Consider the following 14920-nt stretch of genomic DNA (forward strand, 5'->3'; position numbering starts at 1 on the left):
TTTATGCGCTGGAGTGGCCCTGTGGCGGCTTGGCATACTTTTGCCACAAACACAGGAGAATAATGATGGACAACACACTGCGTCGCGGCTCATTTGAAATGACCGCTGCCATGCTCATATCCGGGACGATCGGCTGGTTTGTGCTGGTGTCCGGGCAGCCGGTGCTGGATGTGGTGTTCTGGCGCTGCGTGTTCGGTGCCGGCACCTTGTTATTGATCTGCGCAGCATTCGGCTTTTTGCGCCCGGGCATTCTGACTCGCACGACATTTTTGCTGGCCGTGCTCAGCGGCGTGGCGATTGTCGGTAACTGGGTGCTGTTGTTCGCCTCGTACTCTCGGGCCTCGATTGCCATTGGTACAGCCGTATACAACGTTCAGCCATTCATGCTGGTCGGTTTGGCGGCGCTGTTTCTCGGCGAGAAGATCACCGTGCAGAAGCTGTTCTGGCTGGCGATTTCTTTCATGGGGATGCTGGCGATCGTCAGCGCCCATGGCCAGCAAGGCGAGGGCGGAAACGACTATCTGGTGGGAATTGCGCTGGCATTGGGCGCGGCGTTTCTCTATGCGATTGCGGCGTTGATCATCAAGCGTCTGACCGGCACGCCACCGCACTTGATCGCACTGATTCAGGTCTGCACCGGTGTGCTGTTGCTCGCACCGTTCGCACACTTTTCTGCAATGCCGCAGGCACCGAGTGCGTGGGCCAGTCTGATTACATTGGGCATTGTTCACACCGGTCTGATGTACGTGCTGCTTTACGGCGCGATCCAGAAGTTGCCGACGGCTTTGACCGGTGCACTGTCCTTCATCTACCCGATTGCCGCGATTTTCGTCGACTGGTTTGCCTTCGGTCATCGCCTGGAAATCCTGCAATGGGTTGGCGTTGCGGCGATTCTGCTGGCGGCGGCCGGCATGCAACAGGGCTGGGGCTTCAAGGCGCGGCGGCAGGCCGCGCAGTAAGCCTCAGATGTTCCAGCGCGGGGCGGTTTTCGCCAGGCGCTGGCGCATCTCGCCGATGTTCGCGGCCAGTTGCCGGGTCAACAAACGATAGCCATCGAGCGCGCTGTAGACAGGTGCGTCAAGGCTGGTCTCGTGCAACTCCACTGGCCGATCCAACCGCTGTGCCGCGCCGGATTTCAGGGCGCGGGCCATGCCGATCAATTGCACGCGAATGACCCGATGTTCAGCTTTTAGCGCCGATTGCAGATGAGCCATGGCCTCTGGGTCGTTGGCATCGGGGCGGGTGTTGCCGAGGATCTCCAGGGTGCTGATGCACATGCGCAGGTTGCGCTGGATGGCATCGAGTTCGGTCATGGAGATTTTCACTTCCTTGGACACCGATGGCATCAGCGAACGCAATTGCACCATCACTGCGCCCAAACGGCTCATCAATTTAAGATGCTCGTCAGCGCTGACCGGTTGGCCGCTGATGATCCGTCCGTACACCGTGGCGCAGTCGCGCAAGGCATCGGCCAGGTTGTAGCGCCACGAGTACACCGCGTACAACGGCAGGGCGAAGGAAAAAGCCAATGCCAGCGCGATACCGATCAGGATGTCGACCCCACGCCACAAGCCATCGGTGATCGGGTTGTCGCCGTGCCCGGCAACAATGAATACGGTGATCGCCGAGAGCAGCGCGGTATAGCCGCCCTTGCCGATCGCGTGATACGAGAAAAAGCCGCAGACCACCGCCATGGCGAAGTAGGTCAGCCACGGCATGCCGAGCCAGGCCTGCTGCGCCACCAGCAATAATCCGACGCCGGCACCGATCAAGGTGCCGGAAGCGCGTTCGGCGGCTTTTTTGCCGATGTTGCCGTGGTGCTGCAAACCGCCGATTACTACCAGCATGGTCACCGACGCCCATTCACCGTGGGGTAGATTGATGCCGGTGGTCAGCAAAATCGTCGCCAGCAACCCCAATGCCACCCGCACCGCATGGATCAGTCGGGCGTGGCGGTAGCGCCGGTATGGGTCCAGCAGCGGACGCAGGATTCGGCGCAACAACGGAGGCAATCTGTGGGTGCTGAACGTACTCAGTGCAAGGCCCTCGTCAGAAGATGTAGTCGGTGGTCAGGAAGCTCGAATCGCGTCCGCGAATGATCTCGCTGATCAGATCCTTGTTGCTGTCCTGGAACTTGGTCGCCACCAGCGTGCGGATCGAAAATACCCGCAACGCATCGTGTACCGACAGCGTGCCTTCGGCGGAGTTCTTGCGACCGTTGAACGGGTACGTGTCCGGGCCGCGCTGGCACTGGGCGTTGAGATTGATCCGGCCGACCTGGTTGGCGAAGGTGTCGACCAGTCGGCCGACCGCCACCGGGTTGGTACCGAAGATGCTCAACTGTTGGCCGAAGTCCGATTCCAGCACGTAATCGATCACGGTATCGAGGTGACGGTACGGAACGATAGGCACGACCGGGCCGAACTGTTCTTCCTGATAGACGCGCATTTGCGGATTCACCGGGTACAGCACCGCCGGATAGAAGAACGACTCGCGGGATTCACCGCCATTCGGGTTGACCACCTCGGCGCCCTTGCTGCGCGCGTCCGCCACCAGACCGTGCAGATAATCGACCTTGCCCGATTCCGGCAGTGGCGTCAGCGATACACCGCTGTCCCACGGCATGCCCGGTTTGAGCGTGGCCAGTTTGGCGTTGAATTTTTCGATGAAGCTGTCAACGATATCTTCATGGACGAAGAGGATCTTCAGCGCGGTGCAGCGCTGGCCGTTGAACGACAGCGAACCGGTGACGGCTTCGCTGACGGCGTTGTCCAGATCGACTTCCGGCAGGACGATGCCGGGGTTCTTCGCGTCCAGACCCAGCGCGGCACGCAAGCGGTGCGGTTTCGGGTGCAGCTTCTTCAGGTCGCTGGCGGCCTTGTTGGTGCCGATGAACGCGAAAATGTCGATCTTGCCGCTGGCCATCAGCGCGCTGACGGTTTCACGCCCGCTGCCGTAGATGACGTTGATGACGCCGCTCGGGAAGCTGTCACGGAACGCTTCGAGCAACGGGCGGATCAGCAGCACGCCGAGCTTGGCCGGTTTGAACACCACGGTGTTGCCCATGATCAGCGCCGGGATCAGCGTGGTGAAGGTTTCGTTCAGCGGATAGTTGTAAGGCCCCATGCACAGCGCGACGCCGAGCGGTACGCGGCGGATTTGGCCGAGCGTGTCCTGCTCCAGCTCGAAACGGCTGGAGCGGCGGTCGAGTTCCTTGAGGGCGTTAATGGTGTCGACGATGTAATCGCAGGTGCGGTCGAACTCTTTTTCCGAGTCCTTTAGGTTTTTGCCGATTTCCCACATCAGCAGCTTCACCACAGCGTCGCGTTGCTGACGCATGCGGCCAAGGAAGGCTTCGACGTGCTGGATGCGCTCGGCAACGCGCATGGTCGGCCACAGACCCTGGCCACGGTCATAGGCGCGGACGGCGGCGTCGAGGGCGGTGAGGGCGGTGTCGGCATCGAGCAGTGGCGTGCTGCCGAGAATCACTTGTTCGTCGCCATTTTCACCGTGCAGATAAACCGGGCTGCGTACAGTGGCGAGCGGGCCGTCCCAGCGGCGCAACTGGCCGTCGACGAGGTATTCGCGTTGCTCGACCTGAGCGCCTGGGCGGTATTTTTCCGGGATGTCGCTGACAGAAGGGAACAGGTTGCCAAGGATGTTTGCTGTGGTCATGTCGCTACCCCGTGTTGGATGTCCGCGTGCAATCAAAAAAGTCTTTACAGGTTATACGCCTGAATGCGCCGAAATTTAAACCCGCGAATGTCACCCGAATGTCACGCAAAGGCGCAGAGCAGAGCTTCAAGGGACGCTCCGCGTTCCAAGCGGACGCAGAGCGTCCGGGGCTGCATTCCCACGCAGAGCGTGGGAACGATCATTGGAGAGAAGGCTGGCCCCGTTTGCCCCCCTTACTGTCCCGCAATGCCCTCAGTCGTCTGGTGCCGCTGTCTTAAGGTGTGATCACAACAATAAGCCGCACCCCACGCGAGGATCGTTATGCGGGCAATCCGATTCACTTTACTGCTGGCTCTGGTCGCTGCGATGGCGGGCTGTGGCGACGAAGCAAAACCGTCAGTGACATCCAGCAGCGCCACACCCTCCGACCCGGCACTGGCACAGATCTACACCAACAGTTGCCAGCTCTGTCACGCCAATCCGGCGGCCAACGCACCGCTCACTGGCGATCGCAAAGCCTGGGCGCCGCGCATCCAGCAGGGTGTCGACACGCTGCTCGACCACACCATCAACGGCTACAACGGCATGCCGCCGATGGGCCAGTGCGTCGAGTGCTCGCAAGAGCAGTTCCTGCAATTGATCGGCTTCATGGCCGACCAGCCTCTCCCACAATAAGGTGCGCGCATGACGATGGATCTGACACGGCGTCAGTTATTGCAACGGGCAAGTATCGTCGGCGCGTACAGTGCGCTGGCGAGCAACCCGGCCCTGGGTCAATTGATGCGCGCGCCACGGCTGATTCCCTGGCGCAACTGGTCGGGCGCGCAGAGTTGCCTGCCGGCAGCACGGTTGGCGCCGAAAAATCTGGATGAGCTGACGACGGTGATTCGTCAGGCCCAAGGCAAAATTCGTCCGGTCGGTTCGGCACATTCCTTCAGCGCCTTGGTGCCCACCGACGGCACATTGTTGTCGCTGAGCTACCTCAACGGTTTGCTCGACCACGACCCGAAAACCCTGCAAGCCGAATTCGCCGCCGGCACGCCGATGTCGCGCATGGGTGTGCCCCTGAAGGACATCGGCCAGGCCCTGCAAAACATGGCCGATATCGACTACCAGACCCTCGCAGGAGCGATTGCCACCTCGACCCATGGCACCGGCAAAAACTTCCAGTCCTACTCGGCCCATGTCTGCGGCCTGCAAATGGTCACTGCCAATGGTGAGGTGCTCGACTGCGACAGTCAGCGCCACCCTGAGGTGTTCAACGCCGCTCGCGTCTCCCTGGGTGCACTCGGCGTGGCAACGAAAATCCGCCTGCAAAACCGCCCGGCCTATCGCCTGCGTGAAACCCAATGGATCGCCAAGACCGAAGAATTGCTCGAAGACCTCGATAAGAACACTCGGGAAAACCAGCACTGGGAAATGCTCGTCGTCACCCATTCCGACTACGCCTTGTCCATCGCCCTCAACGAAACCACTGACCCGGCGACGCCGCCGATCAGCCCTGAAGAGGAGGGCGGCAACGAGTTCGTTAACCTGATCGAGAAGATCGACAAGTACGGCAGCGACTTTCCCGACCTGCGCCGGACGATGCTCAACAGCCTGCGGCATCTGGCGAGTTTCGATGACCGGGTGGGCGACTCGTTCGACATCTACGCCAACGTGCGCACGGTGCGGTTCAACGAGATGGAATACTCCGTGCCCACCGAACACGGCCCGGCCTGCCTGCGCGAAATCCTCAAGTTGATTCAGGACAAGGACCTGCGCACCTGGTTTCCCATCGAGTACCGCTACGTCAAGGCTGACGACATTCCGTTGAGCATGTTCGAGGGGCGCGACAGTTGTTCGATCTCGGTGCATCAGCACTATCAGATGGACCATCACAACCTATTCGCTGCCATCGAGCCGATCTTCTGGAAGTACAACGGCCGGCCACACTGGGGCAAATTGCACACGCTCAATGCGCGAACGTTGCAGCCGCTGTATCCACGCTGGCGCGAGTTTGTCGAGGTGCGCCAGGCGCTTGATCCGAGCGGCAAGTTTTTGAATGCGCATCTTTCGTCGATTCTGGGGGTGAGCTGATGGCGGTCAATCGACGTAATTTTCTGCTTGGCACGCTGGGTGTCGGCGCTTTACTGGTGGGCGTTGGTGCCTGGCTGAGACCGGGGGATCGCGGCGGGCCGTACAGCGAATACTTCCAGGCACTGAACCGTGAACTGAAGGAAAAAGGCCCGATGCGCCCGGTGCTGCTGATCGATCTGGATCGCCTCGATCACAATATTGATGTGGTGATGCAGTCGGTGAGACGCGGTGGCAAGCAGCTGAGGTTGGTGGAAAAGTCGCTGCCGTCGCCGGGGTTGCTCAGTTACATCGCCCAAAAAGCAGGAACGCAGAACTTGATGTCATTTCATCAGCCGTTTCTCAACCACGATGCCGTGAAGTTTCCGCAATCCGACATCTTGCTCGGCAAGCCGCTGCCGGTGCGCTCGGCTGAACTGTTCTACCAAACCCACAAAGGCCCGTTTGATCCGGCGAAGCAACTGCAATGGCTGCTCGACAGCCCTGAACGTTTGCAGCAATACCTCGCACTGGCGAAGGGGTTGGGCTCTCGGATGCGCATCAACATCGAACTCGATGTGGGCCTGCATCGTGGCGGCGTGAGTGACGTTGAAGCGCTAGGGCAGATGCTCACACTGATCAGCGCCAACCCGCAGCATCTGGAGTTTGGCGGGTTCATGGGCTACGACCCTTTCGTGGGCATGGGCGTGCCGGGGATTCTCGGTTCGCCTGAAGAGTTGTTCGCCAAGGTCATGGTGATTTATCAGCGCTGCGTCGACTTCACCCGTCAGCAATTTGCGCAGTTGTGGCACGACGGCTTGTGCCTGAACACCGCCGGCAGTCCAAGTTATCGCATTCATGAAAACGAAAGGCTGAGCACGGAAGTGTCGGTGGGCACAGCGATGCTCAAGCCGACGCATTACGACTTGCCATCGCTGGTCGATCATGTGCCCGCCACCTACATCGCCACGCCCGTTTTGAAAAGCACGGGCGCGGTGAACATCCCGGCGCTGGATGACAAGTCGAAGCTGTTTTCGTGGTGGGATACGAACCAGCGCCAGACCTTTTTCGTGTATGGCGGCAACTGGATGGCCGAGTTCGAATCGCCGCCCGGTTTGCAGAGTAATGGGGTCTACGGACGCAGCTCCAATCAGGAGATGGTCAATGGCTCGAATGCCGTGGGTCTGACCGTGGAAGATCAAGTCTTCCTGCGCCCGACCCAGACCGAAGCGGTGCTGCTGCAATTCGGTGATTTGTTGGCTGTGCGCGGCGGCAGGGTCGTTGATATCTGGCCTGTGTATTCCTGAGCTAAATGGCTAAGCACTTTTTCCTGCTTATGAACAATTTTTTGTGTTGTCTACTGTCAGTTTTGACAGTAGACAACTTGTTAAATCAGGATTATCAATAGCGGCGTTAGCTGACCTTTTAAGTTTTTAGTGAGCTATTTTATTCAACTTTCATTCTTTCGAGTGAGAGATACATTCTTTCAGAAGGGGCAAAAAAATGGTTGAGGAAATCGCAACAAAGACAGAGGGTACTTTCGATGTGGAATTGGAAGAATTTGGAAAAATTCATCCTCTCACCCTTGGTTTCAAGGAGGTCGGCGAAGGCTTTCAAGTCTCAGTTTATGACAATCCTAATGGGAACATGCCGACAAAAAAATTCTTTGATTTAGTGTTTCCCGATAAATTGTCCGCAGAATATGACGTCGGTGATCTAGAAGTTGCGACGTACAAGCAGTTCGCAGAAGATCACAGCTATGAATATGTTGCCTATAAGGGGACGGTCTCGGTCTCGTATCAGGACTCACCTCGGCAAACCAAAGGTACTATTAAAATTTGGATGGAGTTGGTTGGCAGTCCCGTTCCTTCCGGCCCTGCAAAGGTAGAAGTTAATGGATCTTTTGATCTGAAGAACCCTTAACTGGGGGCGAAGGGAACCAATTTAACAATTGTATATTCGGACGAGGTTTCTTTTTGTCAGTTGGCGCCATGCGGGTCGGCGATCGGAGTTTCCCCATGGCACCAACTTAGAAAGTCTTTAGCCCCTACACACAACATCCTTAGTCCTCTATCAAAACGCTCCCCTAATGAAGCTTTTATGACAAAAGTTCGGTAGCACATCGCCAGTCCGGTCATGCCTATGTAACGCGCTTGAGGGGCCCGACAGGGCGCTTTTCACAAGCCGAGGCGGGACGCCGGGAGTGAGGCAGTGGGGACTATGGAACGCTACTCGAAAGTGGGCATGCAGGAACTCGATCAACGTCTGTCGAAGATCGTCGAAGCCGCGCGCAAGAAGCCGGTTTCGGTGTATCGCTACGGCGCGCCGTGGGTCTGGATCGTCTCGCAGGATGACTGGCAGGGCGCCTTGAAAGAGGTCTCCAGCTACATTCCGCCAGGTCATTCGCTGGTCTTGCTACGCCCGCAGATCGACGATTTGCTCGACGCCCATCGCGACCTTCTGCACGACCTCAATGCCGAGCCCGGCCGGCTGATCCCCGCGCAAACGGTCATGCACATTCTGCTCCTGCAACTGCTGTATTCGGTGCCTAGCGAGCAGCAGCTCTATGAACAGCTCAGCTACAACCTGCTGTTCCGCTGGTTCGTCGGCCTCGGCCTGCAACAGAAAGTCTGGAGCTTCAACGCCCTCAGTCGCGACATCGCCACGCTGCTCAACAACCCGCGTGCGGTGCAACTCATTCAGAAAATCATCGGCGAAGTGTTCTGCGGTGCCTTGCTGCAAATGCCCGAGTTCTCGTTGAACTTCGCGCTATTGCACACATGGCTCGGTAAACACGCCTGCGCTTCGACAGCCAGCAACTGAAGCAACACACAAGGCGCGCAACAGCGCCAACAGGTCATCGCGAATTCAGGGGGTAGTGTGGAACAGATTTTTACGTCACGGCTGGCGCTGTGGGGCTGGCTGCTGGTGACGGCGGGCGTGCAGCCGGCGCTGGCCGAAGAGGCCGCCGAAACCACCGCCGCGCAGCGTCTGGTCGACGTCAACGAATACTTCGTGCGTGGTAACACCGTGCTCGATGCTCGGGCGATCGAAGAGGCGGTATACCCGTTTCTCGGCCCGCAAAAAGCCCTGAGCGATATCGAAGGCGCGCGCGACGCGTTGCAGAAGACCTATCAGGAGCGCGGCTATCAATCGGTGTTCGTCGAGTTGCCGGAGCAAGCGGTGGCGGACGGTATCGTCTATCTGCAAGTCAGCGAAACCAAGGTCGGCCGCGTGCGCGTGGTGGGCGCCAAGCACTATTCGCCACTGGACATCCGCGACGAAGTCCCGGCGCTCAAGGAGGGCGAGGTCCCGGACTTCGCCAAGGTTCAGGGTGAACTGGCGCAACTCAACAAAACCCCGGGCCGCCAGGTCATGCCACTGGTTCGCGAAGGTCAGCGCCCCGGCACCATGGACGTCGACTTGCAGGTCGAAGACCAGAACCCTTGGACGGCCAGCGTCGGCCTCAACAACGATTACAGCGCCGACACCGAAAAACTGCGGGCCGTCACCAGCCTCGGCTACAACAACCTCTGGCAACTCGGCCACAGCATCTCGCTGACCTACTTCACTGCGCCGCAGGACACCGACAACGCCAAGGTCTGGTCCGGCTCGTATACCGCGCCGCTGACTGATCGCTGGAGCGTGCAGTTCTCCGGTTATCAGTCCGACAGCAACGTCGCCACCATCGGCGGCAGCAACGTGCTGGGCAAGGGGCATTCGTATGGCGTGTCGGCGATCTACACACTGCCGTCCAGCGGCAGTTGGTCGAATTCGCTGTCAGCGGGCATCGACTTCAAGGACTTCGATGAACGCCTGACCCTGTCCGGCGAAAGCGACAAGGTGCCGCTGCAATACGCGCCGTTCACCTTCGCCTACAACGGCTATCGCTACACCGAAAAGAGCCAGCTCGGCCTCGGCCTGAGCCTGGTCGCGGCCACCCGCAGCCTCTTCGGTTATGGCAGCTCCGACGAAGACTTCGACTACAAACGCTACCGCGCCAACCCGAGTTTCGCCGTGCTCAAGGGCGACACCAGTTTCACCTGGACCTTCGCCAACGACTGGCAGAGCGCGAGCAAAGCGGCGTTCCAGTTGGCTTCAGGGCCGCTGGTTTCCAACGAGCAATTCTCCGCCGGCGGTGCGACGTCGGTGCGCGGCTATCTGGCCGCCGAACGCACGGCTGATGACGGTTACCTGCTGAGCCAGGAACTGCGCACGCCGTCGCTCGCCAAGTACACCGGCACCTGGATGCAGGATTGGCGCTTCTACGCCTTCGCCGAAGGCGCGCAACTGTACCTGCGCGACGAACTGCCGGATCAGGACGCCAATTACGCCCTGGCCAGCGTCGGCCTCGGCACCCGCGCCAGCCTGAGCAAATGGCTGTCCGGCAGCCTCGACTGGGGCTATCCGCTACTCGAAGGGCCGAACACCTCGAAACAGGAATCGCGCCTGCACTTCAACCTTCAAGCCACTTTCTAAAGGAGCACGTACATGCAGCGCCTCTTCCTTTCGTTGTTGATCTGCCTGGGCTTCGTGCTCCCGGCCACGGCTCAGGCCTGGTGGCAGGACGACTGGCACTACCGTAAACAGATCACCGTCGACACCACGCCGCAGGGCGCGGCGATCAATCAGGCATTGGGCCGCACTGCGCTGCTGGTGCGCCTGCACACCGGCAATTTCACCTTCGATGGCGTTAAAGAAGACGGCTCGGATCTACGCTTTGTCGGCGCCGATGACAAGACCGTGCTCAATCACCAAATCGAAAGCTTCGATGCGCTGATGGGCATGGCGCTGATCTGGGTTGATGTGCCGAATGTCGAGGGCGGTCAGCGTCAGGACATCTGGATGTATTACGGCAACCAAAAAGCCCCGGCCACCGGCAACGGTCAACTGACCTTCGACCCGAATTACAACGCGCTGTATCACTTCGACGGCGCCACCGGCACGCCGGCCAAAGACACCACCGCGTACGGCAACACCGCGCAAAGCGCGACCGGCGCGGCGATTGACGGCGTAGTGGGGCGTGCCTTGCAGTTCAGCGGTCAGCCATTGCTACTGCCGGCCAGCCCCTCGTTGCAACACAACGCCGGCAGCGCATTCACCTTCAGTGCCTGGCTGCGTCTGGATCAGGCTAATGGCGAGCAACTGATTCTGGCCCGCCGTGAAGGTGCCAACAGTCTGTTGGTCGGTGTGAATCAGGGTGTGCCGTTCGTGGAAATCGATGGTCAACGCGCAATCGCCACGCAGCCGCTGAATCCGGGTCAATGGCAACACGTCGCGCTGACCGCCGAAGGCTCGAAAGTCACGCTGTACATCAATGGTCGCGAAGGTACGACACTGGCGGTAGCGATGCCGGCGTTCAACTCGGTCATGGCCATCGGCGCGGACCTTTCCGCGAGCGCCTTGCAGCCATTCGTGGGCGCTGTCGACGAACTGCGCCTGTCGAAAGTCGCGCGTGCTGCGCCGCTGATTCTGGCCGACGCCACCTCGCAAGGCGCCGAGTCGAAACTGGTGGCCTACGGCGTTGATGAAGAACAGTCCGGTTACGGTTTCGGCAGCCTCGGTTTCCTGCTCAACGCGGTGCCAGTCGACGCTTGGGTGATCATCGCGGTGCTGGTGCTGATGATGTTCCAGTCGTGGATCATCATGCTGCGCAAGAACCGTACCCTCGGCCGCGTCAGCAAGGCCAACGAAGCCTTCCGCGAGCAGTTCGCCAAGGTCGGTACACGCCTGGAAATGTTTGCCGATGACACGCAGCTCGCTCAGCGTTTGCAGCATTCATCGCTGTGGCGCCTGTATCTGGTGGCGGTGAAAGAAATCCGCACCCGCCGCGAGCAGGGTGCCGACACCTCCTCGGTTTCAGCGGCGACCATCGAAGCGATCCGTTGCTCGATGGACGGCGTGCGCACCCGGGAAAACCAGGCCCTCAGCTCGAAGCTTTCGACCCTGTCCAACGCCATCGCCGGCGGCCCTTACATCGGTCTGCTCGGCACCGTGCTGGGGATCATGGTGGTGTTCCTCGGCACGGCGATGGCCGGCGACGTCAACATCAATGCGATCGCTCCCGGCATGGCCGCCGCGCTGCTCGCCACTGCCATGGGCCTGTTCGTCGCGATCCCGGCGCTGTTTGGCTACAACCGCCTGATCACGCGTAACAAGGAAGTCAGCGCCGACATGCGCGTGTTCGTCGACGAGTTCATCACCCGTCTGGCGGAGATGCACGGCGAGAGCCAGTTCAGTGAGGCATCGCACTCGCGCGGCCATCACGCCAACCATTCCGTACCGGCCTGAGGAGCACTGACATGGCGTCCGTAAATGCCTCCCACGACGATGAAGAAGATGCCGCGGTGGACAGCATCAACATCACCCCGCTGGTCGACGTGCTGATGGTGGTGCTGGTGATGTTCATCCTCACCGCCACCGCGCAGGTTTCCGGCATCCAGATCAATCTGCCCAAAGCCAGTGCATCGGTGTCGCTGTCGGAAGCCAAGACCAAGGCGATTTCGGTCAACGACGGCGGCCAGGTGTTCCTCGATGCCTACCCGGTGACGCTGGCCGAGCTGGAAGAGCGCCTGCGCATCGAGAAAGCACAGAGCCCGGACTTCCCGGTGATCGTGCGCGGTGATGCGACGGTGCAGTACCAGAAAGTCATCGAAGTGCTGGATCTGCTGCGCCGGCTCGAACTGTCCCAGGTCGGTCTTGTGACCGGCAAACCGAGTCAGGGCTGAGTCATGACCGCACAACTCCCGATCGAGCCGCTGCCGGTGAAAAAGTCGCCGATGCGCTTTGTGAAGTGGGGCGCCGGGCTATTGGTTGGCGCGCTCGCCGCATGGTTCCTGTGGCAGTGGGCCAACGACATGAGTGGCATCCGCCGCGAAGCGCCGAAGGTGCCGACGATCATTCCGTTGCCGCCACCGCCACCGCCGCCACCCGAGAAACCGCCGGAGCCGGAAACCCCGGTGGAAGAAAAAATCGTCGAACCGGAACCAACGCCCGAGCCGCAGGAGGTCAAGCCTGAAGAAGAGGCGCCGCCATCGCCAGCGGACGATCTGGCCAACCCGATGCAAATGGACGGCGATGCACAGTCGGGCAACGACGCCTTCAACATCGGTGCGGGCAAGGGCGGCGGCATGGCCGGCGCTGGAGGCGGTCGCTTGGGTAACGGCACTTACAGCCAGTTCCTCGCGTTCACCTTTCAGAAGCTGCTGCGCGAGAACCCGGAGCTGCGCAACCTCGCCTTCACCTTGCAGGCCGATGTGTGGCTGAGCAGCGTTGGCGAGATCACCCGGGTCGAGCTGATCAAGTCCAGCGGCAATCCCGAGATTGATACCCAGGTTTTGGCGGCGCTGCGCAATGCGCCGCACTTAAGCGAACGGCCACCGGCCTCCATGACTTTGCCTGTGCGCCTGTCCCTGCAAGGGCGGCGTCCGGGTTAACCGAATTCTTAAAGTTTTGCCAAAAGGAGTTGTGTGCAGATGATTTCCAACGTGAATCGATTGTCCCTGGCGGTCGGCATGGTCATCGCGACCCTGGTCGGTCAGGCCGTGGCAGCGCCTGCGCCCTCGGAGAACGCCACGATCAATCTGATCCGCTTGCTGGTCGAGCAGGGCATTTTGAAACAGGACAAGGCCGACGCGCTGATTGCTCAAGCGCAGAACGAAGCGGCGCAGGCCAAACAGGCTGCGGCAACCACGGCAGTGGCGGCAGGCCCTGTTGCCGCCCCGGGCGATGTGCGCGTGCAATACGTACCGGCAGCGGTGCGCGACCAGATCCGCGATCAGGTCAAAGCCGAGGTCATGGCCACCGCCAAGCAGGAAAACTGGGCAGCGCCCAACACCTTCCCGGACTGGGCGTCGCGCATCAGCTTTGACGGCGACATTCGCCTGCGTAACGAGTCGCGCTATTACTCGGACAGCAACAGCAACGAAATCGTCGACTTTGCCAAACTCAACAACAACGGCCCGTACGACGTAAACCCCAACAGCAGCACCAGCCTGCCGCCGCTGCTCAACACCCGTGAAGACCGCACCAACCAGTTCCGCATTCGTGCTCGGCTGGGCATGAAAGCGGTGATCTCGCCGGAATGGACCGCCGGCATTCGCATCGGCACCGGCTCCGACAACAACCCGGTATCGACCACGCAGAGCCTGGGCGGCGGTTTCGCCAAGAAAGACATCTGGCTCGATCAGGGTTACCTGAACTGGAAGCCGACGGACGAGTTGACCCTGACCGGTGGCCGCTTTGCCAACCCGTTCATGTCCACTGACATGCTCTATTCCCATGACCTCAACTTCGACGGCGTGGCGGCGATTTTCGATCACAAGCTCAACCGTGATTGGGGCGTGTTCGGCACCGTCGGCGCGTTTCCGGTGGATTACACCAACGACACCACCAGCAGCAATGGCTTCGACAAGGAAGAGAGCGACAACAAATGGCTATACGGCGCGCAGATCGGCGCCAAATGGGCGATCAACAGCAACAACCGCTTGAAGGGCGCACTGGCTTATTACCGCTTCGACGACATCGAAGGCCAGCGCTCCGGCCCCTGCGAGCCGTGGGCCGGCGCACCTGGCTGCGACAGCGATGGCAGCCGCGCGGCGTTCATGCAAAAGGGCAACAGCGTGTTCCTGCTACGGGACATCACGCCGAACCCGCTTAACCCGACCACCACGCCGCAACCGCAATTCGTCGGTCTGGCGTCGGAGTTCAACCTGCTCGACTTGAACATGGTCTGGGATGCCGATCTGCCGCAAGACTTCAAACTGCGCAGCCAGGGCAACTACATCCACAACCTCAGCTACGACGAAGGCGACATGCGCAAGCGTTCCGCCGGGCAGATCGTCAACAACCTCGACAGCAATGGCGATATCGAAAGCGGTGCCAATGCATGGATGGTGCAGTTCACCCTCGGCAACGCGCTGGACCTGAAGAAGCAGGGCGACTGGAATATGTTCGCCGGCTACAAGTACATCCAGCCGGATGCCTTGCCGGACGGCTTTAACGACTCGTCGTTCCACCTCGGCGGCACCAATGCCAAGGGCTATTTCATCGGTGGTAATTACGGCTTGGCGAAGAACGTTTACGCCACCGGTCGCTGGATGAGCACCGAGGCGGTGTACGGCGCGCCTTTCGACATCGACGTCTTGCAGCTTGAGATCAACACGCGCTTCTAAGGCGCCGGGAGAACGAT

13 protein-coding genes are annotated in these 14920 nt (G+C 60.1%); 11 read left to right on the top strand and 2 right to left on the bottom strand.

Annotated features, from left to right (window positions below; genetic code table 11):
• Window positions 1-65 precede the first annotated feature (65 nt).
• Entirely contained in the window at window positions 66-959 is an 894-nt protein-coding gene (locus ACA043_RS13485; RefSeq protein ID WP_497659441.1) for a DMT family transporter, read from the top strand.
• Window positions 960-962: 3 nt separating this feature from the next.
• Here ACA043_RS13485 and ACA043_RS13490 read toward each other — a convergent pair whose 3' ends face one another.
• Both ACA043_RS13490 and ACA043_RS13495 read right to left on the bottom strand, forming a co-directional pair.
• Window positions 963-2003: an FUSC family protein gene (locus tag ACA043_RS13490; protein ID WP_497659442.1), complete on the bottom strand. Its 1041-nt coding sequence runs from the start codon at window positions 2001-2003 to the stop codon at window positions 963-965.
• Between the two features lie 46 nt (window positions 2004-2049).
• On the bottom strand, window positions 2050-3675 hold the full coding sequence (locus ACA043_RS13495; protein ID WP_489879786.1) for an NADP-dependent glyceraldehyde-3-phosphate dehydrogenase: 1626 nt from the start codon (window positions 3673-3675) through the stop codon (window positions 2050-2052).
• A 321-nt stretch (window positions 3676-3996) separates the two neighbouring features.
• On the opposite strand from ACA043_RS13495, the gene ACA043_RS13500 reads away from it, so the two are divergent.
• The 10 genes from ACA043_RS13500 to ACA043_RS13545 all read left to right on the top strand — a co-directional run bounded on the left by ACA043_RS13500 (window position 3997) and on the right by ACA043_RS13545 (window position 14903).
• Window positions 3997-4350 carry a c-type cytochrome gene (locus tag ACA043_RS13500; protein ID WP_497659443.1) on the top strand — a complete coding sequence of 118 codons (354 nt, stop codon included), beginning with the start codon at window positions 3997-3999 and terminating at the stop codon, window positions 4348-4350.
• Between the two features lie 75 nt (window positions 4351-4425).
• Entirely contained in the window at window positions 4426-5754 is a 1329-nt protein-coding gene (locus ACA043_RS13505) for a D-arabinono-1,4-lactone oxidase (RefSeq protein ID WP_497659643.1), read from the top strand.
• 74 nt (window positions 5755-5828) lie between these two features.
• Entirely contained in the window at window positions 5829-7037 is a 1209-nt protein-coding gene (locus ACA043_RS13510) for a DSD1 family PLP-dependent enzyme (RefSeq protein ID WP_497659644.1), read from the top strand.
• 196 nt (window positions 7038-7233) lie between these two features.
• Entirely contained in the window at window positions 7234-7653 is a 420-nt protein-coding gene (locus ACA043_RS13515; RefSeq protein WP_489879788.1) for a hypothetical protein, read from the top strand.
• 288 nt (window positions 7654-7941) lie between these two features.
• Window positions 7942-8553, top strand: coding sequence for a transposase (locus ACA043_RS13520; RefSeq protein WP_187680425.1), 612 nt, complete (start codon window positions 7942-7944; stop codon window positions 8551-8553).
• Window positions 8554-8610: 57 nt separating this feature from the next.
• Complete coding sequence (locus ACA043_RS13525; protein ID WP_489879789.1) at window positions 8611-10209, top strand: ShlB/FhaC/HecB family hemolysin secretion/activation protein; 1599 nt, start codon at window positions 8611-8613, stop codon at window positions 10207-10209.
• Window positions 10210-10221: 12 nt separating this feature from the next.
• Complete coding sequence (locus ACA043_RS13530) at window positions 10222-12021, top strand: DUF2341 domain-containing protein (protein WP_497659444.1); 1800 nt, start codon at window positions 10222-10224, stop codon at window positions 12019-12021.
• A gap of 11 nt (window positions 12022-12032) precedes the next feature.
• Window positions 12033-12458 (top strand): ExbD/TolR family protein, encoded by a 426-nt coding sequence (locus tag ACA043_RS13535; RefSeq protein ID WP_186551381.1) that lies wholly within the window; start codon window positions 12033-12035, stop codon window positions 12456-12458.
• A gap of 3 nt (window positions 12459-12461) precedes the next feature.
• Window positions 12462-13166, top strand: a complete 705-nt coding sequence (locus ACA043_RS13540) for an energy transducer TonB family protein (protein WP_497659445.1) — start codon at window positions 12462-12464, stop codon at window positions 13164-13166.
• Between the two features lie 39 nt (window positions 13167-13205).
• A complete protein-coding gene (locus ACA043_RS13545) occupies window positions 13206-14903 on the top strand; it encodes a putative porin (RefSeq protein WP_401264991.1) in 1698 nt (565 codons plus the stop codon).
• The last annotated feature ends 17 nt before the right edge of the window (window positions 14904-14920 follow it).

This window comes from Pseudomonas sp. LBUM1648, assembly GCF_059716145.1.

Bases quoted from the DNA above. Each gene is read 5' to 3' on its own strand.
- ACA043_RS13485 (WP_497659441.1), top strand. From the start codon at position 66: ATGGACAACACACTGCGTCGCGGCTCATTTGAAATGACCGCTGCCATG.
- ACA043_RS13495 (WP_489879786.1), bottom strand. From the start codon at position 3,675: ATGACCACAGCAAACATCCTTGGCAACCTGTTCCCTTCTGTCAGCGAC.
- ACA043_RS13500 (WP_497659443.1), top strand. From the start codon at position 3,997: ATGCGGGCAATCCGATTCACTTTACTGCTGGCTCTGGTCGCTGCGATG.
- ACA043_RS13515 (WP_489879788.1), top strand. From the start codon at position 7,234: ATGGTTGAGGAAATCGCAACAAAGACAGAGGGTACTTTCGATGTGGAA.
- ACA043_RS13530 (WP_497659444.1), top strand. From the start codon at position 10,222: ATGCAGCGCCTCTTCCTTTCGTTGTTGATCTGCCTGGGCTTCGTGCTC.
- ACA043_RS13535 (WP_186551381.1), top strand. From the start codon at position 12,033: ATGGCGTCCGTAAATGCCTCCCACGACGATGAAGAAGATGCCGCGGTG.
- ACA043_RS13540 (WP_497659445.1), top strand. From the start codon at position 12,462: ATGACCGCACAACTCCCGATCGAGCCGCTGCCGGTGAAAAAGTCGCCG.
- ACA043_RS13545 (WP_401264991.1), top strand. From the start codon at position 13,206: ATGATTTCCAACGTGAATCGATTGTCCCTGGCGGTCGGCATGGTCATC.